Below are 21,593 nucleotides of genomic sequence, written 5' to 3' on the forward strand. Positions count from 1 at the left end.
TTATTGCTTTTGATTTTTTTGCCTTTTTCTTTTTAATAATTTAGGATTCAGCTTCATAGTTTCTTTTTGTACTGCAGCCATAGAATCTTTTTTTACTATCTTAATCTGAGCTAAAGAATCTCTTTTCTTTTCTTCTATTTTTTTTTGAGTTTGATAGATTTTTTTTTCATTTTCTATCCTAGATGATAAATCATTAATAATACTTTGGTAGACTTCAGTATTGTAAGCATAATACTCGTTACTTAATGCAAATTGCAAACTATCTATATTATATTTTTCGAAAATGTATGATTTTGGAAGTATCCCATTTTTCTCTAACACTTGCTTTTGAGTTCCTTTTGCGGCGTTTAATACAAACGTATCGAATAAAATATCTACCATTTTATCTTTAGAAATTAAATTTTCAGGCTTTTTAGGTTTATCAATTTTATTACACCCTAAAAAAAGAAATCCTAAAACTAATATGCAGTATACGTATTTCATTATCTACTAAATGTTAATCGTTTTGAAGCTTTAACGTTTAAAAATTTAAAATTGTTATACACCAATTCACCATTAACAAGAGTATGTGTAACTCTCGATTTAAATGTTGAACCTTCAAATGGAGACCATGCGCATTTATATAATATATTATCTTTATTAACGGTCCATGGACTATTAATATCTACAATAACTAAATCTGCAAAATAACCTTCTTTTATATAACCTCTTTTTTCTACTTGAAATAAAATTGCAGGATTATGACACATTTTTTCTACAATTTTTTCTATAGAAATAACTCCTCGATGATGCATCTCTAGCATAGCTACCAAAGCATGCTGTACTAATGGCCCGCCAGAAGGTGCTTTTGTATATACATTTTGTTTCTCTTCAATAGTATGAGGTGCATGATCTGTTGCTATAACATCAATTCTATCGTCTAGTAAAGCTTTCCATAGTTGGTCTCTATCTTTTGCTGTTTTTACCGCTGGATTCCATTTTATATATGTGCCTTTTTTTGCATAGTCTTCATCACTAAACCATAAATGATGTACACAAACCTCAGCAGTAATCTTTTTATCTTTTAACAGAATTTTATTTGAAAACAGCTTAGTTTCTTTTCCAGTTGATAAATGAAAAACATGCAGCCTTGCTCCAGTTTTCTTTGCCAATTCAATTGCTCTAGAAGAAGAAATATAACAAGCATCTTCGCTTCTTATTATTGGATGCTTTTCTATAGGAATATTATCTCCAAACTCTTTTATATGCGCTTCGAGATTCTTTTTTATTGTTGCTTCATCTTCGCAATGCACAGAGATTAGCAAATCTGTGCTTTTAAAGATAGTCTCTAGTACATTTAAATCATCGACTAACATATTACCTGTAGATGAACCTAAAAACAACTTTAATCCTGCTACGTTTTTTGAATCTACTTTTAAAACTTCATCAAGATTATCGTTTGTTCCTCCAAACATAAACGAATAATTTGCATGCGATGTTTTTGCTGCAATCTCAAATTTTTCTTCTAATTTTTCAATGGTTGTTGTTTGCGGATTGGTATTTGGCATCTCAATAAAACTCGTAATGCCTCCAGCAATTGCTGCTCTAGATTCTGAGGCAATGTTTGCTTTATGTGTTAATCCTGGTTCTCTAAAATGAACCTGATCATCTATTACTCCTGGTAAAACATAATTACCTTCTGCATCAATAACTACTACATCAGCAGACTTTACACTAATTGAGTTAGACACTTCTTTTATATACTCGTTTTCGATAAGAATATCACCTTCAAACACATTGCCTTCATTAACAATCTTAGCATTTTTAATTAAAACCGTTTTTGTTTTCATCTGTTTATAATTATTCTTTTATGTCGGTCAGATGTAATATTCATTTAATCATTCTCTTGTGTTTTGAAAATTTGTTATGAATGTTTCATCATATTAACTCAATAAGCTTTTAAGCTTCATATTTATAACTCCAAAAATAGCTTCAGAAATAATACTGCCACTCATTTTTGATTTTCCTTTGGTACGATCAGTAAAAATTACTGGAACTTCAACAATCTTGAACTGTTTTAAATATGCTTTAAATTTCATTTCTATTTGAAATGCATAACCAACAAATTTAACAGCGTCTAAATTTATAGTTTCTAAAACTTGTTTTTTATAACAAACAAAACCCGCCGTAGTATCATGTATTTTCATTCTCGTAATCAACCTAACATATTTTGAAGCACAATACGACAATAAAACTCTAGCCATTGGCCAATTTACCACATTTACGCCATCAACATATCGAGAACCAATAGACACGTCTGCACCATCATTATGACAAGCTTTATATAGTTTTATTAAGTCATTTGGATTATGTGAGAAATCGGCATCCATTTCAAAAATATAATTGTAACTATTATTTAAACACCATTTAAAACCTTCAATATACGCGGTTCCTAGACCTGTTTTACTTTCTCTTTGTAATAAAAATAAGCGCTCACTAAATTCAGCCTGCAATTCTTTAACTTTTAAAGCCGTTAAATCTGGAGAATTATCATCAACAACTAAAACATCAAATTTTTTTTCTTGAGCAAAAACGGCTCTTAAAATAGCTTCAATATTTTCTATTTCGTTATATGTTGGTATGATGACAATTGCGTCTCTCATGCTTAAAATTTTAACAAAAGTAAGTTTTTTAGTGGATTATCGTGATAGTAAAAAGCATAAACAATGTTAATCTTTTAGATTCTAAATATTACATAATTTAAATCTTATATTTTGCTAAATTATATGTTTAAAATAAAATCTTAATAGATGAGAATTTCTTTATAATTTTGCATTATGCTCAGAAACTTTGTTACTAACGAGTGGTTTACGGTTTTTATAGTTTTAGGCTTGGTATTTATTACTTTGTCTAAATTTCTATACGCCTATAGGTTTAAAGACTTTTTAGCAGTAATAGGAAATTCTAAATATTTAAAAATATATACTAGAGACCAAAAATTTGTTGATGGTTTTGACATGCTCATGTTTTTTAATTTAATAATATCTGTCTCTTTATTTTCATATATAGCATACTCATCATTTATTCCGTCTTCAGAGTTTGACCTTCAAGATTTTTTTAAACTCTTATTTGGTATTGGTGTTTTATTTTTAATTAAAGTTCTTTTTGAACGTTTAATTGGTAGTTTGTTTGAAATTGACGGATTAATTGATTCCTATTTATTTCAAAAAACAACATATAAAAACTATTCTGGTTTTATACTATTACCAATTAACGCCTTACTTATCTATAGCATAACGCCTTCAAAACCTATTATTTATGCAATAATTGGATTGATTGTATTAATTAATTTAATTGGTTTTATAACTTCGTTTAAAAATCATCAAAAGTTATTATTCAACAACTTATTCTATTTTATTTTGTATCTTTGCGCTCTCGAAATTGGACCTTATCTAATTTTGTATAAGTTAATTACAAATTATAAAGTTTAAAACTACAACTTGGCCTATGACAAAAGTGAAAACAATTTTAGTGTCCCAACCAGAACCTAAAATAGAAAATTCGCCTTACTTTGATCTTCAAGAAAAGCAAAAAGTAAAAATTGATTTCAGACCATTTATTCATGTAGAAGGTGTTGAAGCTAAAGACATTAGACAACAAAAGATTGATTTATCTCAATACACAGCTATTATATTAACTAGTAGAAATTCTGTTGATCACTTTTTTAGAGTTGCAGATGAAATGCGTTTTAAAGTTCCAGATACAATGAAATATTTTTGTCAATCTGAAGCAGTAGCTTTTTACTTGCAAAAATATGTGGTTTACAGAAAACGTAAAATATATGTTGGTAAACGCACATTTGATGATTTATCGCCTCTCATTAAAAAATATAAAGACGAGAAATTCTTATTACCAACTACAGATAAATTAAAACCTAGAGTTCCTGAATTGTTGGACGGCTTAAATGTAGAATGGAAACAAGCTGTATTTTATAAAACCGTAATTAGTGACTTATCTGATTTGGCAAATGTATACTATGATATTTTAGTATTCTTTAGTCCTTCTGGTATTGAGTCGTTATTTCATAATTTCCCTGAGTTTAAACAAAAAGATACACGAATTGCTGTATTTGGAAACACTACAATTAAAGCTGTTGAGTCTCATGGACTACGAGTAGATATTGCTGCTCCTACTCCTGAAACACCATCAATGACAATGGCTTTAAAAAAATATATAGACAAAGTAAATAAAGGAAAGTAAACCTTTTATACTTTAATAAAAATAAAAAATGCGATGTTTAAAACATCGCATTTTTTATTCAATTAAATTGTAATTTCTTTATTTTACATTTGGTGCGCCATCAAGAATGTCTTGATTTGCATACTCTTCAAATTGCTTAAAGTTTTCTCTAAACGATTCAGATAATTTATAAGCTGCTTTATAATACCCTTCATCATTATTCCAAGTTGTTCTTGGGCTTAAAACTTCAGTTGGTACATTAGGGCATGTTCTAGGTTGTTTAACACCAAATACAGAGTGTACATGATAATTATCTTTATTTGCAGCCTCTAAACTTCCGTCAATTGCAGCAGTTATCATCGCTCTAGTATACTTTAATTTCATTCTTGTTCCTATACCATAAGGCCCACCAGTCCAGCCAGTATTAACTAACCATACATTAACTCCAGCATCTTGCATTTTAGCACTTAACATCTCAGCATATTTTGTTGGATGCAATGGCATAAATGGTGCTCCAAAACAAGCTGAGAAACTTGGTAATGGCTCGTTAATTCCTGCTTCAGTTCCAGCAACTTTTGCAGTATATCCAGAAATAAAATGATATGCAGCTTGACCTGGCGTTAACTTAGATATTGGAGGCAAAACTCCAAAAGCATCTGCTGTTAAAAAAAATATATTTTTAGGGTTTTTTCCTATTGATGGTACTTTAATATTTTCAATATGGTGAATAGGATAACTTACTCTCGTATTCTGTGTAATAGAAGTGTCTTTAAAATCAACATTACCATTAGCATCCATAATTACATTTTCTAGGATTGCTCCTTTCTTTATAGCATCATAGATTTCTGGTTCTTGATCTCTAGATAAGTTAATGACCTTAGCATAACAACCGCCTTCAAAATTAAAAACGGTGTTTTCGTTAGTCCAACCATGTTCATCATCTCCAATCAAACTTCTGTCTGGGTCTGTAGATAATGTTGTTTTTCCTGTTCCTGATAATCCAAAGAAAATTGCAGTATCTCCATCTTCACCAACATTTGCACTACAATGCATTGGTAAAGTGTTTTTAAATACAGGAAGCACAAAATTTAAAGCAGAAAAAATTCCTTTTTTAATTTCACCCGTATAACCAGTTCCGCCAATTAAAGCAATTTTTCTTGTAAAATCTAAAATGGCGAAATTATGTTGTCGTGTTCCATCTATTTCAGGATCTGCCATAAAACCTGGCGCATTTACAATAGTCCATTCTGGCGAGAAGTTTTTTAATTCTTCTTCATCAGGACGTAAAAACATATTGTATGCAAATTGATTACTCCATGGATATTCGTTAATTACTCGAATATTTAATTTGTAATTCTCATCAGCACATGCATAACTATCTCTCACAAAAACCTCTCTATCAGAAAGATAATCTACAACTTTAGCATACAGTTTTTCAAATTTATCAGACGCGAACGGAATATTTATATTTCCCCACCAAACACGATCTTTTGTAATATCATCTTTTACAATAAATCTGTCTTTTGGTGAACGCCCTGTAAACTCTCCTGTATTAACTGCAATAGCTCCAGAAGAGGCTTCTACGCCTTGCTCTTTAGCTATTGTTAAATCATGAAGTTGTTCTGGTGATAATTGATAACGCACTTTAGCATTCTTGATTCCGTATTGATCTAGCGAAATCGTTTTCGTTGCTTGGGTATGGTCTACCATAATTTGTTTATGTTGTTTAAGATGCAAAATTAAAACTTTATTTTAAAGTACACACCTAAAATCATCATTTATAAGCTTTGAGTTTTAAAAAGTTTATTAACAATATAGCCCAAGAAATAAGAAGCAACAAACCTCCGATTGGTGTTACAAAACCAATAGTTTTAAAATCAAAACCCGTTAAAGAATTAGTTGACAAACCATAAATAGATCCAGAAAAAAGCAATATCCCAAAAAGTATAAGATAAAAGATGATTTGTTTTGATTTTTCTGATACAAGTACTGTATTGCCAACAAACAAAAGCACAATAGCGTGATACATTTGATAACGCACACCTGTTTCAAAAGTTTGAATAGATTCTGATGAAATTAGGGCTTTCAATCCATGTGCTCCAAAAGCACCAAGAATCACACTTATAACACCCAATAAAGCTGCTGTAATTAATATTTTTTTGTTCATAGATAATTATGATTTTGGTTTTTATAACCCATTGTATTTATTAAATTCGCCTGCAAACACAAAATTACTCAACAAATCTCATTATGCGAAAGATTTTAGTTATTGGTTCAGGAAAATCTGCATCATACCTTATAAAATATTTATTAGACAAATCACAAAGCGAAGCTCTACATGTTATCGTTGGTGACATTAATATACATAACGCCAAAAAATTAATTGGAAATCACGAAAATGCTCAAGCTATTACGCTTGACGTTTTTGACAAAAGCTCTAGACAAAAAGCCATTGAAAACGCAGACATTATTGTTTCTATGCTTCCTGCGCGTTTTCATATAGACGTTGCCAAAGATTGTATTACTTATGGTAAAAACATGGTAACGGCTTCATATGTTAGTGAAGACATGCAAAAGCTTGACAAAGCAGCAAAAGAAAAAGGCTTGATTTTTATGAACGAAATTGGTGTAGATCCAGGAATCGATCATATGAGTGCTATGCAAGTGATAGATTCTATTCGTGACAAAGGTGGCAAAATGATTTTATTTGAATCTTTTACAGGAGGTCTTGTAGCTCCAGAAAGCGACAACAACCTTTGGAACTATAAATTTACATGGAACCCAAGAAACGTGGTTGTTGCTGGTCAAGGTGGCGCAGCAAAATTTCTTCAAGAAGGTACTTACAAATACATTCCTTACAATAGATTATTTAGGCGAACTGAATTTCTTGAAGTAGATGGTTACGGTCGTTTTGAAGCTTATGCAAACAGAGATTCTTTAAAATATCAAAGTGTTTATGGATTAGACGCTATTAAAACATTATATAGAGGAACCATGCGTCGCGTAGGTTTTAGTCGTGCGTGGAATATGTTTGTTCAATTAGGAATGACTGACGATAGTTACACCATAGACGATAGTGAAAACATGAGTTATCGTGATTTTATAAATGCCTTTTTACCTTACAGCCCAACAGATTCTGTTGAGCTTAAATTTAGACATGCATTAAAAGTTGACCAAGATGATATTGTTTGGGATAAATTAGAAGAGCTAGACATTTTTAATCATCAAAAAATGGTCGAGCTTAAAAAAGCAACACCAGCTCAAATTCTTCAAAAGATATTAATGGATAGTTGGACACTTGCTGAAGATGATAAAGACATGATTGTTATGTATCATAAATTTGGTTATGAATTACATGGCGAAATGCATCAAATAGATGCAACAATGGTAACACTTGGCGAAGACCAAACTTATACTGCAATGGCAAAAACTGTTGGTTTACCTGTAGCTATTGCAACTTTAGCAATTTTAAACGAAAAAATTAAAACGCCAGGCGTTCAAATCCCTATTACAAAAGAAGTTTATAAACCTATTTTAAAGGAACTAGAAGATTTTGGCGTAGTGTTTAATGAAAAAGAAGTGCCTTATTTAGGATATAATCCTTTAAATGCTTGAAGAGCAGAAGACATTAGTAAAAATTGTAATTCATTAGAACCGGAGTTACAGTTTTAAATCAATTGATTACTTTTATCTTTTATATTGAAAACATTTAGCTTATGAAAATTGTAAATCAAAGCCTGCAGATTGATGGAATTGATAAAAAGATACTTAGAGCTTTGATGCAAGATGCTAGAACTCCAATTTTAGAAATTGCGCGTCAAGTAGGAATCTCTGGAGCAGCTATTCATCAACGTTTAAGAAAACTAGAAAAATCAAAATTAATTTCTGGGTCTAAGTTTGTTATTAATCCAAAAGTTTTAGGCTATACAACAATGGCTTTTATTGGTGTATACTTAGATAAAGCAATGAGTAATCCTGATGCTGTAAAACAGCTCAAAAAAATACCTGAAGTTTTAGAGTGTCATTATACAACTGGAGATTGGAGTATTTTTATTAAAATTTTGTGTAAAGACAATGAACACTTAATGTATCTACTCAATAATGACATACAATCTATAACAGGTGTGTCCCGAACCGAAACATTTATTTCGTTGGCTCAACAAATAGATAGACAGATTAAGATATAAAAAAAGCTCCTTAAAGGAGCTTTTTTTATATGTATGCATTTTTTTAATCTCTACCACCAAAAACTTGAAATGCCCAATATAATAGTGAAGCAAGTGCTCCAATAGCCGCTACTAAATACGTTCTTGCAGCCCATTTTAAGGCATCTTCAGATCCTTTATATTCTTCTTGAGAAACTATATTTTTATTTTTTAACCATGCTAAAGCTCTATTACTTGCATCATATTCTACTGGTAAAGTAATAAAACTAAATAAAGTTGCGGCGGCCATAAACACTAAGCCTGCAACTGCAACCCAATAACCCATACCAACTCCAGCAGCAGCTCCAAGTACTAATCCGCCAATAACTAACCATTGAGACATTCCTGAAGTTACACTAACCATTGGCACTAAAGTCGAACGTGTTTGTAACCAACTATATGCCTGCGCATGTTGTACTGCGTGACCACATTCGTGAGCAGCAACAGCAGCTGCAGCAGCGTTGCGTTGATTATATACAGCTTCACTTAAGTTTACCGTTTTATTTTTAGGATTGTAATGATCTGTTAATTGACCAGCTACAGAAATAACCTCAACATCATTAATACCATGATCTGCTAACATTTTTTCTGCTATTTCTTTACCACTCATACCATTACGAAGTTGCACTTTAGAGTAATATGCAAACTTCTTTTTTAGTTGATTACTAACTAACCAACTCACTAGAGCAATAGCTCCTATTAATATATAATATCCAAACATGTTTTTAAATTTTAGTTCTATAAATGTATAACTTAAATAGCAAAAAATACGCCAAACATAAGTTAAGAAATTTTGTCAGTTATTCATGAGAATGAATCACTTTGGTCACCAAATTATTTTCAAAAATGACTACCAACTTAGCAGCGTGTTCATCAAAAAAACTAGGTGGTTTTCCTAAGGCATAAATCACATGCTCTTTACCTTGAAGATTAGACGTTTCAGAAGTTCCCAAAAGCATTATAATTTCATCTTTTGTTTTGCCAATTAGCATATTACTTTCAATAATATCCTTAGACATTTTATAACGCATTAGTGGATTTGAAGTCCAGTCTTCTTGATTAAATTGTTTTTCATTAGCTTCTAATAGAAAACAGCTAATAATAGCTGCTAAAACTAAAACACCTAGTATTACACTTATTTTCTTGATTATTCTAGCCAACAATATTTACAATTTTTCCTGGAACTACAATAACCTTTTTAGGTTCACGACCGTCGAGTTGCGCTTTGGTTTTATCATGAGCCATAACTGCTGCTTCAATATCATCTTTACTCATATCTAATGGCAACTCTAAGGTAAAACGCATTTTACCGTTAAATGATATTGGATAATTTTTGCTACTCTCTACCAAATGCTTTTCTTCAAACTTAGGAAACATTGCTGTAGAAATAGATTGGTTATTACCTAATTGGCTCCATAACTCTTCAGTAATATGTGGTGCATAAGGTGACAATACAATTAATAAAGGTTCTAGTATGGCTTTGCTTGTACATTTTTGAGCTGTTAACTCATTAACAGCAATCATAAATGTAGAAACCGATGTATTAAACGAGAAGTTCTCAATATCGTCTTCTACTTTTTTTATGGTTTTATGCAATGTTTTTAAGTTGTCTTTTGTTGGTTCTGCATCATTAACACGTAAGCCGTTTTCTCCAACATAGAGTTTCCATAGTTTTTTAAGAAAACCATGAACGCCCGTAATACCAGCAGTATTCCAAGGTTTAGCTTGCTCTAAAGGGCCAAGAAACATTTCGTAAAGACGTAAGCTGTCTGCTCCATATTGCTCGCAAATATTGTCTGGGTTTACAACATTGTATTTAGATTTAGACATTTTTTCAACTTCACGTTTTACTTTAAACGTTCCATCTTCTTCTGCAATAAACTCTGCATCTTTAAATTCTGCTCTCCAATTTTTAAAATCTTCGGTGTCTAATTCATCTGAGGAATTTACCATTGATACATCTGCATGAAGTTTTACATATTGGAATTCTATTTTCCCTTTTAAGAAATCTAATATTTCATTATTGGATAAAGAATTTAAACTATCAACTAATAAATCATCACCAATTAATTGTTTTAATTTTAATTGATGTAAAGGTGGTAACTCAAATTTCAACCAATTTAAAAATTTATTTTCAGCTTGCTCATCTTTAAATGATTTATCGGTAAAAAGGTTTTCATTAAAAGATTTAAAAATTGGAACATGCTTTACAGGTATCCATCTTATTAATCCATTATTAACTACATTTATATATGTAATTCTTCTATAAACAAAAGCACTCGTTCCTAAAATCATTCCTTGGTTAATCAGCTTTTTAAAAGGTTCTTCTACACCAACAAATCCCCTGTCTTTTAAAAACTTCACCCAAAAACGTGAGTACAATAAATGTCCTGTAGCATGCTCGCTTCCACCAATATATAAATCTACATTTTCCCAATACTTAAGTGCAGTTTCACTTGCAAATGCTTCATCACGCATAGCATCTTCCATATACCTAAAAAAGTACCATGAGCTTCCCGCCCAACCTGGCATTGTGTTTAGTTCTAAAGGATAAATTCCGTTGTCTTCAATAGATTCCGCATCAAGTGCGGAATGACAAAGACTATTTGAAACTACTGTATTTGTATTTGTGTCCCAAGCCCAAACATCGGCACGACCTAAAGGTGGCTCTCCAGTTTCGGTTGGTAAATATTTTTCAACTTCTGGCAAACGAATTGGCAAATGCTTAGCCTCTATCATTTGTGGCATTCCGTTAACGTAATACACTGGAAATGGTTCTCCCCAATAACGTTGACGAGAAAATACTGCATCACGCAATCTGTAGTTTGTTTTTCCTTCGCCTTGCCCTAATTTTTCTAATTCGTAAATAGCAGTTTTAACCGCTTTTTTATATTTAAGGCCGTTTAAGAAATCACTATTAGCAATAACTGTATTGTCTTTATCAGCAAAGGCTTCTTCACTTATATCAACACCTTCAAAAATATTTGGAATTGGGATATTAAAATGCTTAGCAAAATCATAATCACGTTGATCACCACAAGGCACAGACATTACTGCTCCAGTACCATAACCAGCTAATACATAATCGCCAATCCAAATAGGAATTGGTTCTTTTGTAAAAGGATGCTCGGCATAAGCGCCTGTAAAAACACCAGAAATGGTTTTTACATCTGCCATACGATCACGCTCACTACGTTTAGACGTTGCCAAAATATAAGCTTCAACCTCTGATTTTTGCTCATCAGTAGTAATTTTTGATACTAACTCATGTTCTGGAGCCAGCGTCATAAAACTTGCTCCAAAAATAGTATCTGGTCTGGTAGTGAAGACTTCAATTGTGTGATGAGATTCCGAATCAAGTTCGGAATGACGCTCACTTTTGTCATGCTGAACTTGTTTCAGCATCTCACTAGACATCACATTAAACGTTACTGAAGCTCCAACAGATTTTCCTATCCAATTACGTTGGCTTTCTTTAAGAGAATCTGTCCAATCTATAGTTTCTAAACCTTGAAGCAAACGTTCTGCATAAGCGGAAATACGCATACTCCATTGTGTCATTTTTTTACGAATTACGGGATGTCCTCCACGTTCTGAAACCCCATTTACAATCTCATCATTTGCTAAAACGGTTCCTAAAGCTGGACACCAATTCACTTCGGTTTCAGCTAAATACGTTAATCTATATTGTAGTAAAATGGCTTGCTGTTCTTCTGAAGTATAAGCGTTCCAATCTTCAGCAGAAAATGAATAAACAGTATCATCACAAACAGCGTTTATGTTTGCGTTTCCTTCGGCTTTAAATATTTTAATTAGTTCTGAAATATTTTCAGCTTTATTAGAATTGTTATTATACCAAGAATTAAAGAGTTGAATAAAAATCCACTGTGTCCATTTATAATATTCTGGATTGCTCGTTCGTACTTCTCGAGACCAATCGAATGAAAAACCAATTTGATCTAATTGTCTACGATATGTTTTTATATTGGTTTCTGTAGTAATTGCTGGATGCTGCCCTGTTTGAATTGCATATTGCTCTGCAGGCAAACCAAAACTATCATAACCTTGAGGATGCAATACATTAAATCCTTTATGACGTTTATATCGCGCATAAATATCTGAAGCTATATAACCTAAAGGATGACCAACATGCAAACCTGCTCCACTTGGATAAGGAAACATATCAAGCACATAATACTTTGGTTTATCACTTGTATTTGAGGCTTTAAATGTTTGGTTTTCTGCCCAGTATTTTTGCCATTTGGCTTCTATATCGTTAAAATGGTAACTCATTATCTTATTTGTAATAAAAGCGCAAATTTAAACTTATTACAACACTATTAAAAGTTTAAGCGTTGTAAACCTTATACAAACAGAATTGTTTTTTATTTTTACAGCATTAATCCAATTTATATATGAGCGCATCTTTTGACAGATACCAAAAACGAAAGTTAATTTCTTCCTATTTTTCTGTAGTTATAAGTATTGCTTTAGTACTTTTTTTACTGGGATGTTTGGGCTTATTGGTGTTAAATGCAAAAAAAGTGGCCGATCATTTTAGAGAACAAGTAGTGGTTACCATTTACTTAAATGACTCTGCTAAAGATGTTGAAATTAATCAATTAGAAAAAAGTTTGGCTATGGCAGATTATACCAAAGCCACCAAATTTGTATCTAAAGAAGAAGCGGTAGACATTGTAAAAGCAGATATAGGTGAGGATTTTATGGAGTTTTTAGGCTCTAATCCGCTACAGCGTTCTATAGATGTGTATTTAAAAGCAGATTATGTTACTAACGAAACATTAGATGGTATTACTGAAGAGTTAGCCAACAAAAAGTTTATTGAAGACATCACCTACGATAATGATTTGGTAGAACTCATGAATAATAACGTGAAAAAAATCACATTTTGGGTATTAATACTAAGTGCATTATTTACATTAATTGCGGTATTATTAATTAACAGCTCAATTAGGTTAGCGGTGTACTCTAAACGATTTATTATTAAAACTATGCAAATGGTTGGTGCAACTAAACGCTTTATTAGACGTCCTTTTGTTTTTAAAAGTGTACAACTAGGTGTTATAGGAGCAATTGTAGCGCTTATAGGAATGGCTATTGTTTTATACTATCTCAATAGTACTTTCCCAGAATTAGAATTACTACAAAAACCTATATTGCTTGCAGCTTTGTTTGTTGGTATTTTTCTATTAGGTATTCTTATTACTTGGATAAGTACTTTTATTGCTACACAACGTTTCTTGAATTTAAAAACGGATCAGTTGTATTATTAGCTGTTAGCACGAAATACTAAACATCCATACAAAACGTTATTATTTTATAACCAACCTATTGCTAATCAATGAAAAAGCCATTCCCTTTTTTTGTCCTAGCCCTTAGTCTTTTTTTAAATTCGTGTTTAATTGAAAATCCTAAACCAGAAGACTGTGTTATTGAAACCGAAACAATCATTAATATTAAAGAAGGTACTTCTAACGATATTGTTTTTAGTGATACAGATGGCGACCACTATTATATTAATAGAGGTTTAGAACGCGGATTAATTTTAGATTCTCTTAACGCAAAAGTTTTAAATAAAACTGTTACTTTGCACTTACCAAAATTATTTTTTGGAACTTCAGAACATATTGCTCAACTTGCAGTAGCAAACGAAGTTATTTTTACAGAGTTTTAAATATTATGGGAGAACAAAAACGTAAAGAAACAGCAAAAAACGAATTTATCTTCGGGAAGAAAAACTACAAGTTTATGCTAATTGGTTTAGCATGCATAGCTATTGGTTTTATTTTAATGTCTGGTGGCGGAAGCGATGATCCAAATGTTTGGAATCCTGATGTCTTTAGCTGGAGACGTATTAGACTTGCTCCAACTCTGGTTTTAATTGGCTTTGGTTTTCAGGTGTATGCTATTTTATTGAACCCTAATAAAACGAGCTCCAAAAAATAAAAACACAAATTTTATTCTTTTTATCCTTTGGTCATTCAATTTTGATACTTTTGCCAAATGGAAATTATTGACGCAATTATTTTAGGTGTAATTCAAGGGCTTACTGAGTTTCTTCCTGTGTCATCTAGTGGTCATTTAGAGTTAGGTAAAGCCATACTTGGTAACGAATCTATTCCTAAAGAAAGTTTGTTGTTTACAGTTGTACTTCATTTTGCAACTGCCTTAAGTACTATTGTTGTATTTAGAAAAGACATATGGGTAATTTTAAAAGGCATCTTAAAGTTTGAATGGAATGAAGATATGCAGTTTGCTGCTAAAATTGCCGTATCTATGTTACCTGCTGCAATAATTGGTTACACATACGAATCTGAATTATCCGAATTATTTGGAGGCAGTATCAAGCTTGTAGGTTTTATGCTTATACTTACAGCTTTACTTTTGTATTTAGCCGATAAAGCCAAAGACACCTCTAAAGATATCTCATTTAAAAACGCTATTGTTATAGGTTTTTCTCAGGCCATTGCTATGCTACCTGGCATCTCTCGTTCTGGTGCTACAATATCTACGTCTGTTTTACTAGGAAATGATAAAACTAAAGCAGCACGTTTTTCCTTTTTAATGGTTGTACCACTAATTTTTGGTAAAATTGCTAAAGACCTTATTGGAGGCGAATTAACTTATGATAGTTCTAACTTTACAACATTAAGTGTTGGTTTTGTCGCTGCTTTTATTTCTGGTTTATTTGCCTGTACTTGGATGATAAGTATTGTTAAAAAAAGTAAGCTTGTTTATTTTTCTATATACTGTTTAATAGTAGGTTTAATAGCGATTGCAATCGCATCAATATAAAAAAATGACTGCTGAAGATTTTCTTTCCGGACAAGTTTTACTTATAGATAAGCCTTTAACTTGGACCTCATTTCAAGCTGTAAACAAATTGCGTTGGGAAATACGCCAAGCTTTCAACATTAAAAAAATAAAAGTTGGTCATGCTGGCACATTAGATCCTTTAGCTACTGGCTTATTGGTAATTTGCACAGGTAAAATGACCAAGCAAATAAATACATTTCAAGGTCAGATAAAAGAATATACTGGTACATTTACTTTAGGTAGTACAACACCTTCTTATGATTTAGAAACCGAAGTAGATAACACCTTTGCAACTGACCATATTACACCTGAATTAATTTATGAAACTACAAAGCAATTTATTGGAGATATAGAACAGTTTCCTCCTGTGTTTTCTGCATTAAAAAAAGATGGTAAACGCTTATACGAATATGCTAGAGCTGGTGAAACTGTTGAAATTAAGCCTAGAACTGTATCTATTTTAGAGTTTGAAATCACAAAAATTGATACTTCAACTGCGCTCAGCACAAGCTCAATACATCTAGATTTTAGAGTGGTTTGTAGCAAAGGCACTTATATCCGTTCTTTAGCTCACGATTTTGGGAAGGCACTAAACTCTGGAGCGCATCTTTCTGCTTTACGACGCACAAAAATTGGTGATTTTAATGTTGCTAATGCAACATCACCAGAGCAGTTTATAGAAAGTCTTAACAACTAATTTCTTCTATTTTACGTATATTGATTACACAATCAGTTATATATACATCGATTTTGAATTTTATTAAACAACATAAAGCCCTAATCTTAACAATTCTTATTACAGGAATTATTGTTTTTGGTATGTTTAGTTTTCATATTACAAAGCAAAACAAATTAATAGCAGAAAGCTACTACGAGATTGAGCCTCAAACTGTTGAAGAATTAAAAAAACTTGAAGAATTAAAAGCTTTAGAAGAGTCTCTATCTAAAACCAATCAAGCATTTAATGAAGACAAAGCATTTAAAGATATGATGAAAAACTTTAAATCGGTAAATGCTAATGACTTTGAAAAAACAACAAAAGCTCTTGAAGAAAAAGCTGAACAAGACGTAGAAGATGTTGTAACATCTAGCCCTTCATATAACAACTCTAAAGACTATGCAATTAATAATGATGAACGTTCATCATTTAAAAAAGCAAATGATATTTTAGCCTTGCGTTCGTCAGAAAAAAGAAAAGAGTCTACAAATGCTAATAGTACTCTAACCTATTCTTTAAAAGACAGAGACATTATAAATTATGATACGCCTCGTTATTTATGTGAAGAAAGTGGTAAAATTGTAGTTAATATTACTGTAAATGCTTCTGGAGAAGTTACAAACTCTTATATAAACACATCTTCAACAACAAACAATGAATGCTTAACAGAACACGCTTTAGAATATGCAAAAGCAGTTTTGTTTAATTCGGCTTCAAATGCATCACAATTAGGTTCTATCACCTTTTATTTTAAAGGAAAAAATTAAGCTTTATAATAGCTGTAATAAATCTTCAATTGCAGATTGCCCTTTATCTTTATTATACCAACGCTGTAAGTCTTCTTTAAATTCTGGTGTTAATTTGCCGTGAGCTTCTTTATAGTCATTTACAAGCTTAGTTGCAGCTGTTGGTCGAGGTCCATATGTATTTACAACATCGCCTGTAGTATTATCAATCATAATTAATTTTGGAATTGCTTTTCCGCCATTAGTTAAAAACTGATTCATTAAAGCTTCGTTTTCATCTCTAAATAAAAACTTTAAATCTATACCATCATTTAGTTCGGCAATTTTATTAATTACAGGAATGACATGCGCGGCATCACCACACCAACTCTCAGTTAAAACAACCCATGTTACATCGCCTTTAAATTGTGAAACTTTTTGTTGTGCTTCTTCTGAAACTTTTACAGTTTTATCCCAACGTTTCATACGTCTGTCATTCAACATTGTGTATTCAACTAAAGCTTCAGTTTTTTCGTTACCTGTTGTAGATTTATCTTCGACTAACTGTTTTACCAAATCTCTATAATCTTGGTATGAGATAGTCTTTTCTTTATTGTATTCTATTATATTGTTTACCATGCTCAAATGTAAGCTCTTAAATTGTTAAAAAAGATGATTTTTATCATAACTATGTCTATATTTAAAACGAAAACTTACAATGTATGAATTGGATAAAATTTTTGAATTATTCTAAATTAATAGCTATAATAACTTTTGCAATTTTATATTTGGGTAAACGATTAGCCCTTTTTGAAGACTATCAAATAACTGAATCCATTTCTTTATTTGATTTTAACCTTGTACTGGTTCTCTTATACTTTGTATTATATTTAAAGGAATCTCGTTTAGAGTTAAAACAAAAAATCGAGGAAATTGAAGATTTAAAATCACAATTAAAAACAAACTCATAATGACAAAACATAAATGTGGTTGGTGCGTTGGAGATGATTTATATGAAGCTTATCATGACCAAGAATGGGGCGTTCCTGTTTTTGATGACAATACACTTTTTGAATTTTTAATTCTAGAGACTTTTCAAGCAGGATTAAGTTGGATTACCATATTACGTAAGCGAGAAAACTTTAGAAATGCTTTTGACAATTTTGACTACAAAAAAATTGCAGATTATAAACAAGACAAGATTGATAGTTTACTTCAAGACACTGGTATAATTAGAAATAAACTTAAAGTAAAAGCAACCATTACCAATGCTCGTGCATTTATGAAAATACAAGATGAGTTTGGTTCGTTTTCAAAATACATTTGGGGATTTACTGACGGAAAACCAATTAAAAACAAACTTAAAAACTATAAAGATGCTCCTGCAAATACATCTTTAAGTGATGCGCTTAGCAAAGATTTAAAAAAACGAGGGTTTAAATTTGTTGGCTCAACCGTAGTCTACGCTCATATGCAAGCCACAGGAATGGTTAACGATCACGAAGTTGATTGTTTTAGATATAATGAAGTTTAAGTAATTATTTTAAATAATTTAAAAACTTACTTCTAGAAATATCTTTAGCTCCCAAAGTTTCTAGGTGACTCGTATGTACTTGGCAATCTATAATTTTGTAATTACTGTTATGAATAAAAGTTATAAAACCTACTTTACTAGCATTACTCACTTTACTAAACATACTCTCACCACAAAAAACACCATTGCTTAAATCGATGCCATAAAAACCACCAACAAGTTTTTGATCTAACCAAACTTCTATAGATTTTGCGTAACCTAATTGATGAAGTTCTATATATGCATCAATCATGTTACTAGTAATCCAAGTACTTGATTGTCCATCACGTTTAATCTCTGCACATTGCTTAATTACACCTTCAAAATCTTTATTTATAGTTACTACAAAATCTGTATTTCGTAATACTTGCCTCATGCTTTTTGATACTTTTAAGTCTTCAGGAAATAATACAAAACGAGGATCTGGTGACCACCATATAATAGGCTCTTTGGCTTCAAACCAAGGAAATATTCCACTTTTATAAGCTAATAGAAGACGCTCTGGAGACAAATCTCCTCCAAATGCTAAAATCCCTTCTTTAGATGCTAAAGACACATCTGGAAATTCTATTTTATTAGTTAGTAGCTTCATATAATCAATACCAATATAAATCAAAAAACCTCGACACAAATTGTATCGAGGTTAAATTTTTTAGATTTTTGCTTAGGCAAAATTATTTAAAAAGGAAGGTCGTCGTGCTCTTCAGTATTTAAATTAGTTGCTGGCTCAAAAGCTTCAGCTGGAGCAACAGGAGGCATATTACCTACTTCTGCTTGTAGATTTTCTATTCTCCATCCTTGAATTGAGTTAAAGTATTTTGTTTCTCCTTGTGGATTAACCCATTCTCTACCTCTTAAATTAATACTTATTTTTACAGCTTGTCCAACTTGATAGTTATTTAATAAATCTGTTTTATCTTGAACAAACTCAACCATAATATGTTGAGGATATTGCTCCTCTGTTGTTACAACTATTTCTCTTTTTCTAAACCCATTACTTCCAAAAGTTTGAGTTTCTCCTATCATTTTAATTTTTCCTTGTACTTCCATCACTTTAATTTATATGTATTCTTGTTTTAACTTAATAATAATTTCCATGCGCTATTTACATCGCCATAACTTAAATAATTGCGCGCTATTTTGTGTTTCTCTCTATGAGACATATTTTTAATATTTGGATAACGCTCACTTACATCATCAACAAAACTTTCTATTTCTGTTTTGTTTGGTAAGGCTTCAATATTACCCAACATTCCTAAATCGTTTCCTGTTAAAATCATACTGTTTTTAACTTCAGATGGCATAGCATCTACTCCAATTCCTAATGTTTGTAATGGTTTAGGTATTTCAAAAAAGCCTTTTTTTGCTCTGTTGTAATAACTTCCACCAGCTCTAGCAACAAGATCTAATTTTTCTTGAATTATTTTTTCATCATCATCTAAAACATCTTGAGCTATATGTAATTTAACCACTTCACATATCACTAGATTTCCTGCGCCACCTTCGGTTCCTAATTCAATAATATCATTTACCTTACATTCAAACTGCACTGGAGATTCTGCAACTCTAAATGGTTTTACAACATCTGAAGCCAACATTGTTAATCCAGACTTATCAAACTCATTTATACCTTTTGCATAATCCGTACTACTTAAAGACATTTGTTGTACAATGTCATAATTAACAACATTAACAACCACTTCTTTAACAGCCTTTGCGTTTTCTAATGTGTGTTTGGTTGTATTATCTCTCACACGTCGTGCAGGAGAAAAAATCATGATTGGCGGATTAGCACTAAATACATTAAAAAAACTAAACGGTGATAAATTAGGGTTTCCTTCTTCATCAATCGTACTAGCAAAAGCAATTGGTCTAGGCGCAACTGCACTAAGTAAATACCCATGAAGTTTTCCTGTTGAAATATCTCTAGGATTAAAAGAAACCATTTAATCAATTTAGTTTTAGTGCTTTTACCTTAAAAGCAACACAATTTTAAAGATGCAAATGTAACCATATTACTAAAGTTATAAAAATGAATTGATAGCTTGTAACACAATATTATTAACATAATTCCATTATATTTAAAACTCAAAAATTACTTAATGGCAATAACATTAACTCGAAATATGACGCGTTGGATTATTATCATCGCCTCTTTTATTATTATTTCATTGATTCTTTGGAATACTTATGTGTTTTTTCAAAATTTTAAAGCCGAAGAACGTACCAAAATGCAAAATTGGTCTGAAGCTCAAAAAGAAATAGCTAGAACAGACAATTTAGATGTTAATATGAGTGATTTACCGTTGCTTATTCAACAAAGTAATAAAACAACACCTATGATTTTAGTCAATTCTAAAGAAGAAATTACTGGTTCGTTAAATATTTTGGAGGAAACCATGCTAGACTCGATTAAAGCAGACAGGTTGCTTAAAAAATTTAAGTCTGAGAACGACCCAATTATATTAAAATCAAAAGGAGAAGTTTTATCAAAACTGTATTACGGTAATTCACCTTTATTAAACAAGCTAAAATATTACCCTTTAGCATTATTGCTCATCATTTTTTTATTTGCCGCTGTTGCTTTTTTCTTTTATAAAAGTTCAAAAAATGCTGCTCAAAATAAATTATGGACAGGAATGGCTAAAGAGACTGCTCACCAAATAGGAACACCATTATCATCTTTAGTTGGTTGGACAGAGATTTTGCGTTCAGAACATGTAAACCCTGATTATCTGGTAGAAATAGAAAAAGACATTACAAGGCTACAAACCATAACAGATCGTTTTAGTAAAATTGGGTCTGTACCAACGCTCAAAAAAGTAGATATTGTAAAAGAAACCTTAGATTCTTATGAGTATTTAAAAACGCGTACCTCAAAATTAATTGACTTTGATATTAAAGTTCCAAACCAAGAGATAAATGTAAGTTTGAACACACAGCTTTATAGTTGGACTATTGAAAATTTAGTTAAGAATGCTATCGATGCCATGAAAGGTAAAGGTGAATTAAAAATAGCTATTACTCATGATGATAAATTTGTAAAAATAAATATCACAGATACAGGTAAAGGAATTTCAAAACAGCAATTCAATACTATTTTTGAGCCTGGTTATACAAGTAAAAAAAGAGGTTGGGGATTAGGTTTATCTTTGGCAAAACGAATTATTGAAGATTATCATAACGGAAAAATAAAAGTATTAAAATCTGAAATAGACAAAGGCACAACAATGCAAGTTGCTTTAAAATTAGTTTAGTAATTTATCCATAATTAGGTATTCGTTAGACTTTGGCAAGTACAACCCAAAAGAATTATA

The 21,593-nt window shown here is 31.4% G+C and carries 25 protein-coding genes; 13 read left to right on the forward strand and 12 right to left on the reverse strand.

What is annotated here, in order from left to right:
• The 3 genes from BXY80_RS02950 to BXY80_RS02960 form a co-directional block, all read right to left on the reverse strand.
• Complete coding sequence (locus tag BXY80_RS02950) at positions 1-483, reverse strand: DUF4296 domain-containing protein (protein WP_120199714.1); 483 nt, start codon at positions 481-483, stop codon at positions 1-3.
• The gene (locus BXY80_RS02955) at positions 483-1,829 is read right to left on the reverse strand and encodes a dihydroorotase (RefSeq protein WP_120199715.1); all 1,347 of its coding nucleotides are present in this window, start codon (positions 1,827-1,829) and stop codon (positions 483-485) included. The genes BXY80_RS02950 and BXY80_RS02955 overlap by 1 nt, the downstream gene beginning before the upstream one ends.
• A gap of 93 nt (positions 1,830-1,922) precedes the next feature.
• Positions 1,923-2,642 carry a polyprenol monophosphomannose synthase gene (locus tag BXY80_RS02960; RefSeq protein ID WP_120199716.1) on the reverse strand — a complete coding sequence of 240 codons (720 nt, stop codon included), beginning with the start codon at positions 2,640-2,642 and terminating at the stop codon, positions 1,923-1,925.
• A 174-nt stretch (positions 2,643-2,816) separates the two neighbouring features.
• Between BXY80_RS02960 and BXY80_RS02965 the strand changes: the two genes are divergently transcribed.
• Positions 2,817-3,470, forward strand: a complete 654-nt coding sequence (locus BXY80_RS02965; protein ID WP_120199717.1) for a DUF4271 domain-containing protein — start codon at positions 2,817-2,819, stop codon at positions 3,468-3,470.
• A 16-nt stretch (positions 3,471-3,486) separates the two neighbouring features.
• Positions 3,487-4,239, forward strand: a complete 753-nt coding sequence (locus tag BXY80_RS02970; RefSeq protein WP_120199718.1) for a uroporphyrinogen-III synthase — start codon at positions 3,487-3,489, stop codon at positions 4,237-4,239.
• A gap of 78 nt (positions 4,240-4,317) precedes the next feature.
• On the opposite strand, the gene pckA is transcribed toward BXY80_RS02970, so the two are convergent.
• Together pckA and BXY80_RS02980 are read right to left on the reverse strand one after the other, a co-directional pair.
• A complete protein-coding gene (gene pckA, locus BXY80_RS02975; protein ID WP_120199719.1) occupies positions 4,318-5,928 on the reverse strand; it encodes a phosphoenolpyruvate carboxykinase (ATP) in 1,611 nt (536 codons plus the stop codon).
• Between the two features lie 64 nt (positions 5,929-5,992).
• Positions 5,993-6,385, reverse strand: a complete 393-nt coding sequence (locus tag BXY80_RS02980) for a DUF423 domain-containing protein (protein ID WP_120199720.1) — start codon at positions 6,383-6,385, stop codon at positions 5,993-5,995.
• Positions 6,386-6,468: 83 nt separating this feature from the next.
• On the opposite strand from BXY80_RS02980, the gene BXY80_RS02985 reads away from it, so the two are divergent.
• Entirely contained in the window at positions 6,469-7,833 is a 1,365-nt protein-coding gene (locus BXY80_RS02985) for a saccharopine dehydrogenase family protein (RefSeq protein ID WP_120199721.1), read from the forward strand.
• 101 nt (positions 7,834-7,934) lie between these two features.
• The gene (locus tag BXY80_RS02990; protein ID WP_120199722.1) at positions 7,935-8,405 is read left to right on the forward strand and encodes an Lrp/AsnC ligand binding domain-containing protein; all 471 of its coding nucleotides are present in this window, start codon (positions 7,935-7,937) and stop codon (positions 8,403-8,405) included.
• 43 nt (positions 8,406-8,448) lie between these two features.
• On the opposite strand, the gene BXY80_RS02995 is transcribed toward BXY80_RS02990, so the two are convergent.
• The 3 genes from BXY80_RS02995 to BXY80_RS03005 all read right to left on the reverse strand — a co-directional run bounded on the left by BXY80_RS02995 (position 8,449) and on the right by BXY80_RS03005 (position 12,716).
• On the reverse strand, positions 8,449-9,144 hold the full coding sequence (locus BXY80_RS02995) for a zinc metallopeptidase (RefSeq protein WP_120199723.1): 696 nt from the start codon (positions 9,142-9,144) through the stop codon (positions 8,449-8,451).
• Between the two features lie 79 nt (positions 9,145-9,223).
• Positions 9,224-9,583 (reverse strand): hypothetical protein, encoded by a 360-nt coding sequence (locus BXY80_RS03000; protein ID WP_120199724.1) that lies wholly within the window; start codon positions 9,581-9,583, stop codon positions 9,224-9,226.
• Entirely contained in the window at positions 9,576-12,716 is a 3,141-nt protein-coding gene (locus BXY80_RS03005; protein ID WP_120199725.1) for a leucine--tRNA ligase, read from the reverse strand. The genes BXY80_RS03000 and BXY80_RS03005 overlap by 8 nt, the downstream gene beginning before the upstream one ends.
• A gap of 122 nt (positions 12,717-12,838) precedes the next feature.
• Here BXY80_RS03005 and BXY80_RS03010 point away from each other — a divergent pair, with 122 nt between their 5' ends.
• The 6 genes from BXY80_RS03010 (at position 12,839) to BXY80_RS03035 (ending at position 16,745) form a co-directional block, all read left to right on the forward strand.
• Positions 12,839-13,717: a cell division protein FtsX gene (locus BXY80_RS03010; RefSeq protein WP_120199726.1), complete on the forward strand. Its 879-nt coding sequence runs from the start codon at positions 12,839-12,841 to the stop codon at positions 13,715-13,717.
• Positions 13,718-13,785: 68 nt separating this feature from the next.
• Positions 13,786-14,118 (forward strand): hypothetical protein, encoded by a 333-nt coding sequence (locus tag BXY80_RS03015; protein ID WP_120199727.1) that lies wholly within the window; start codon positions 13,786-13,788, stop codon positions 14,116-14,118.
• Between the two features lie 5 nt (positions 14,119-14,123).
• Positions 14,124-14,390: a DUF3098 domain-containing protein gene (locus BXY80_RS03020; protein ID WP_120199728.1), complete on the forward strand. Its 267-nt coding sequence runs from the start codon at positions 14,124-14,126 to the stop codon at positions 14,388-14,390.
• 57 nt (positions 14,391-14,447) lie between these two features.
• Complete coding sequence (locus tag BXY80_RS03025) at positions 14,448-15,239, forward strand: undecaprenyl-diphosphate phosphatase (RefSeq protein ID WP_120199729.1); 792 nt, start codon at positions 14,448-14,450, stop codon at positions 15,237-15,239.
• 4 nt (positions 15,240-15,243) lie between these two features.
• Positions 15,244-15,957 carry a tRNA pseudouridine(55) synthase TruB gene (gene truB, locus BXY80_RS03030; RefSeq protein ID WP_120199730.1) on the forward strand — a complete coding sequence of 238 codons (714 nt, stop codon included), beginning with the start codon at positions 15,244-15,246 and terminating at the stop codon, positions 15,955-15,957.
• Between the two features lie 53 nt (positions 15,958-16,010).
• Positions 16,011-16,745 (forward strand): TonB family protein, encoded by a 735-nt coding sequence (locus BXY80_RS03035; RefSeq protein WP_147376094.1) that lies wholly within the window; start codon positions 16,011-16,013, stop codon positions 16,743-16,745.
• 3 nt (positions 16,746-16,748) lie between these two features.
• Here BXY80_RS03035 and BXY80_RS03040 read toward each other — a convergent pair whose 3' ends face one another.
• Positions 16,749-17,342: a thioredoxin family protein gene (locus BXY80_RS03040; RefSeq protein WP_120199732.1), complete on the reverse strand. Its 594-nt coding sequence runs from the start codon at positions 17,340-17,342 to the stop codon at positions 16,749-16,751.
• A gap of 83 nt (positions 17,343-17,425) precedes the next feature.
• Here BXY80_RS03040 and BXY80_RS03045 point away from each other — a divergent pair, with 83 nt between their 5' ends.
• Both BXY80_RS03045 and BXY80_RS03050 read left to right on the forward strand, forming a co-directional pair.
• Positions 17,426-17,674 (forward strand): hypothetical protein, encoded by a 249-nt coding sequence (locus BXY80_RS03045; RefSeq protein WP_120199733.1) that lies wholly within the window; start codon positions 17,426-17,428, stop codon positions 17,672-17,674.
• The gene (locus tag BXY80_RS03050; RefSeq protein ID WP_120199734.1) at positions 17,674-18,237 is read left to right on the forward strand and encodes a DNA-3-methyladenine glycosylase I; all 564 of its coding nucleotides are present in this window, start codon (positions 17,674-17,676) and stop codon (positions 18,235-18,237) included. The genes BXY80_RS03045 and BXY80_RS03050 overlap by 1 nt, the downstream gene beginning before the upstream one ends.
• Before the next feature lie 4 nt (positions 18,238-18,241).
• On the opposite strand, the gene aat is transcribed toward BXY80_RS03050, so the two are convergent.
• From aat to BXY80_RS03065, 3 genes are all read right to left on the reverse strand, one after another.
• Positions 18,242-18,868: a leucyl/phenylalanyl-tRNA--protein transferase gene (gene aat, locus BXY80_RS03055; protein WP_120199735.1), complete on the reverse strand. Its 627-nt coding sequence runs from the start codon at positions 18,866-18,868 to the stop codon at positions 18,242-18,244.
• 86 nt (positions 18,869-18,954) lie between these two features.
• Positions 18,955-19,326 (reverse strand): DUF3127 domain-containing protein, encoded by a 372-nt coding sequence (locus BXY80_RS03060; protein WP_120199736.1) that lies wholly within the window; start codon positions 19,324-19,326, stop codon positions 18,955-18,957.
• A gap of 26 nt (positions 19,327-19,352) precedes the next feature.
• Positions 19,353-20,222, reverse strand: coding sequence for a flavin reductase family protein (locus BXY80_RS03065; RefSeq protein WP_120199737.1), 870 nt, complete (start codon positions 20,220-20,222; stop codon positions 19,353-19,355).
• Between the two features lie 156 nt (positions 20,223-20,378).
• On the opposite strand from BXY80_RS03065, the gene BXY80_RS03070 reads away from it, so the two are divergent.
• The gene (locus BXY80_RS03070; RefSeq protein ID WP_120199738.1) at positions 20,379-21,533 is read left to right on the forward strand and encodes a sensor histidine kinase; all 1,155 of its coding nucleotides are present in this window, start codon (positions 20,379-20,381) and stop codon (positions 21,531-21,533) included.
• The last annotated feature ends 60 nt before the right edge of the window (positions 21,534-21,593 follow it).

It is taken from the genome of Ichthyenterobacterium magnum (assembly GCF_003610635.1).
GTDB classification, from domain to species: Bacteria; Bacteroidota; Bacteroidia; order Flavobacteriales; family Flavobacteriaceae; genus Ichthyenterobacterium; species Ichthyenterobacterium magnum.

Coding starts and splice junctions, on each gene's coding strand:
- BXY80_RS03045 (WP_120199733.1), top strand. CDS start 17,426: ATGAATTGGATAAAATTTTTGAATTATTCTAAATTAATAGCTATAATA.
- BXY80_RS03005 (WP_120199725.1), bottom strand. CDS start 12,716: ATGAGTTACCATTTTAACGATATAGAAGCCAAATGGCAAAAATACTGG.
- BXY80_RS03060 (WP_120199736.1), bottom strand. CDS start 19,326: ATGGAAGTACAAGGAAAAATTAAAATGATAGGAGAAACTCAAACTTTT.
- BXY80_RS03015 (WP_120199727.1), top strand. CDS start 13,786: ATGAAAAAGCCATTCCCTTTTTTTGTCCTAGCCCTTAGTCTTTTTTTA.
- aat (WP_120199735.1), bottom strand. CDS start 18,868: ATGAAGCTACTAACTAATAAAATAGAATTTCCAGATGTGTCTTTAGCA.
- BXY80_RS03010 (WP_120199726.1), top strand. CDS start 12,839: ATGAGCGCATCTTTTGACAGATACCAAAAACGAAAGTTAATTTCTTCC.
- BXY80_RS02985 (WP_120199721.1), top strand. CDS start 6,469: ATGCGAAAGATTTTAGTTATTGGTTCAGGAAAATCTGCATCATACCTT.
- BXY80_RS02960 (WP_120199716.1), bottom strand. CDS start 2,642: ATGAGAGACGCAATTGTCATCATACCAACATATAACGAAATAGAAAAT.
- BXY80_RS03050 (WP_120199734.1), top strand. CDS start 17,674: ATGACAAAACATAAATGTGGTTGGTGCGTTGGAGATGATTTATATGAA.
- BXY80_RS02980 (WP_120199720.1), bottom strand. CDS start 6,385: ATGAACAAAAAAATATTAATTACAGCAGCTTTATTGGGTGTTATAAGT.
- BXY80_RS03065 (WP_120199737.1), bottom strand. CDS start 20,222: ATGGTTTCTTTTAATCCTAGAGATATTTCAACAGGAAAACTTCATGGG.
- truB (WP_120199730.1), top strand. CDS start 15,244: ATGACTGCTGAAGATTTTCTTTCCGGACAAGTTTTACTTATAGATAAG.
- BXY80_RS02965 (WP_120199717.1), top strand. CDS start 2,817: ATGCTCAGAAACTTTGTTACTAACGAGTGGTTTACGGTTTTTATAGTT.
- BXY80_RS02950 (WP_120199714.1), bottom strand. CDS start 483: ATGAAATACGTATACTGCATATTAGTTTTAGGATTTCTTTTTTTAGGG.
- BXY80_RS02995 (WP_120199723.1), bottom strand. CDS start 9,144: ATGTTTGGATATTATATATTAATAGGAGCTATTGCTCTAGTGAGTTGG.
- BXY80_RS03070 (WP_120199738.1), top strand. CDS start 20,379: ATGGCAATAACATTAACTCGAAATATGACGCGTTGGATTATTATCATC.
- pckA (WP_120199719.1), bottom strand. CDS start 5,928: ATGGTAGACCATACCCAAGCAACGAAAACGATTTCGCTAGATCAATAC.
- BXY80_RS03020 (WP_120199728.1), top strand. CDS start 14,124: ATGGGAGAACAAAAACGTAAAGAAACAGCAAAAAACGAATTTATCTTC.
- BXY80_RS02970 (WP_120199718.1), top strand. CDS start 3,487: ATGACAAAAGTGAAAACAATTTTAGTGTCCCAACCAGAACCTAAAATA.
- BXY80_RS03040 (WP_120199732.1), bottom strand. CDS start 17,342: ATGGTAAACAATATAATAGAATACAATAAAGAAAAGACTATCTCATAC.
- BXY80_RS03025 (WP_120199729.1), top strand. CDS start 14,448: ATGGAAATTATTGACGCAATTATTTTAGGTGTAATTCAAGGGCTTACT.
- BXY80_RS02990 (WP_120199722.1), top strand. CDS start 7,935: ATGAAAATTGTAAATCAAAGCCTGCAGATTGATGGAATTGATAAAAAG.
- BXY80_RS02955 (WP_120199715.1), bottom strand. CDS start 1,829: ATGAAAACAAAAACGGTTTTAATTAAAAATGCTAAGATTGTTAATGAA.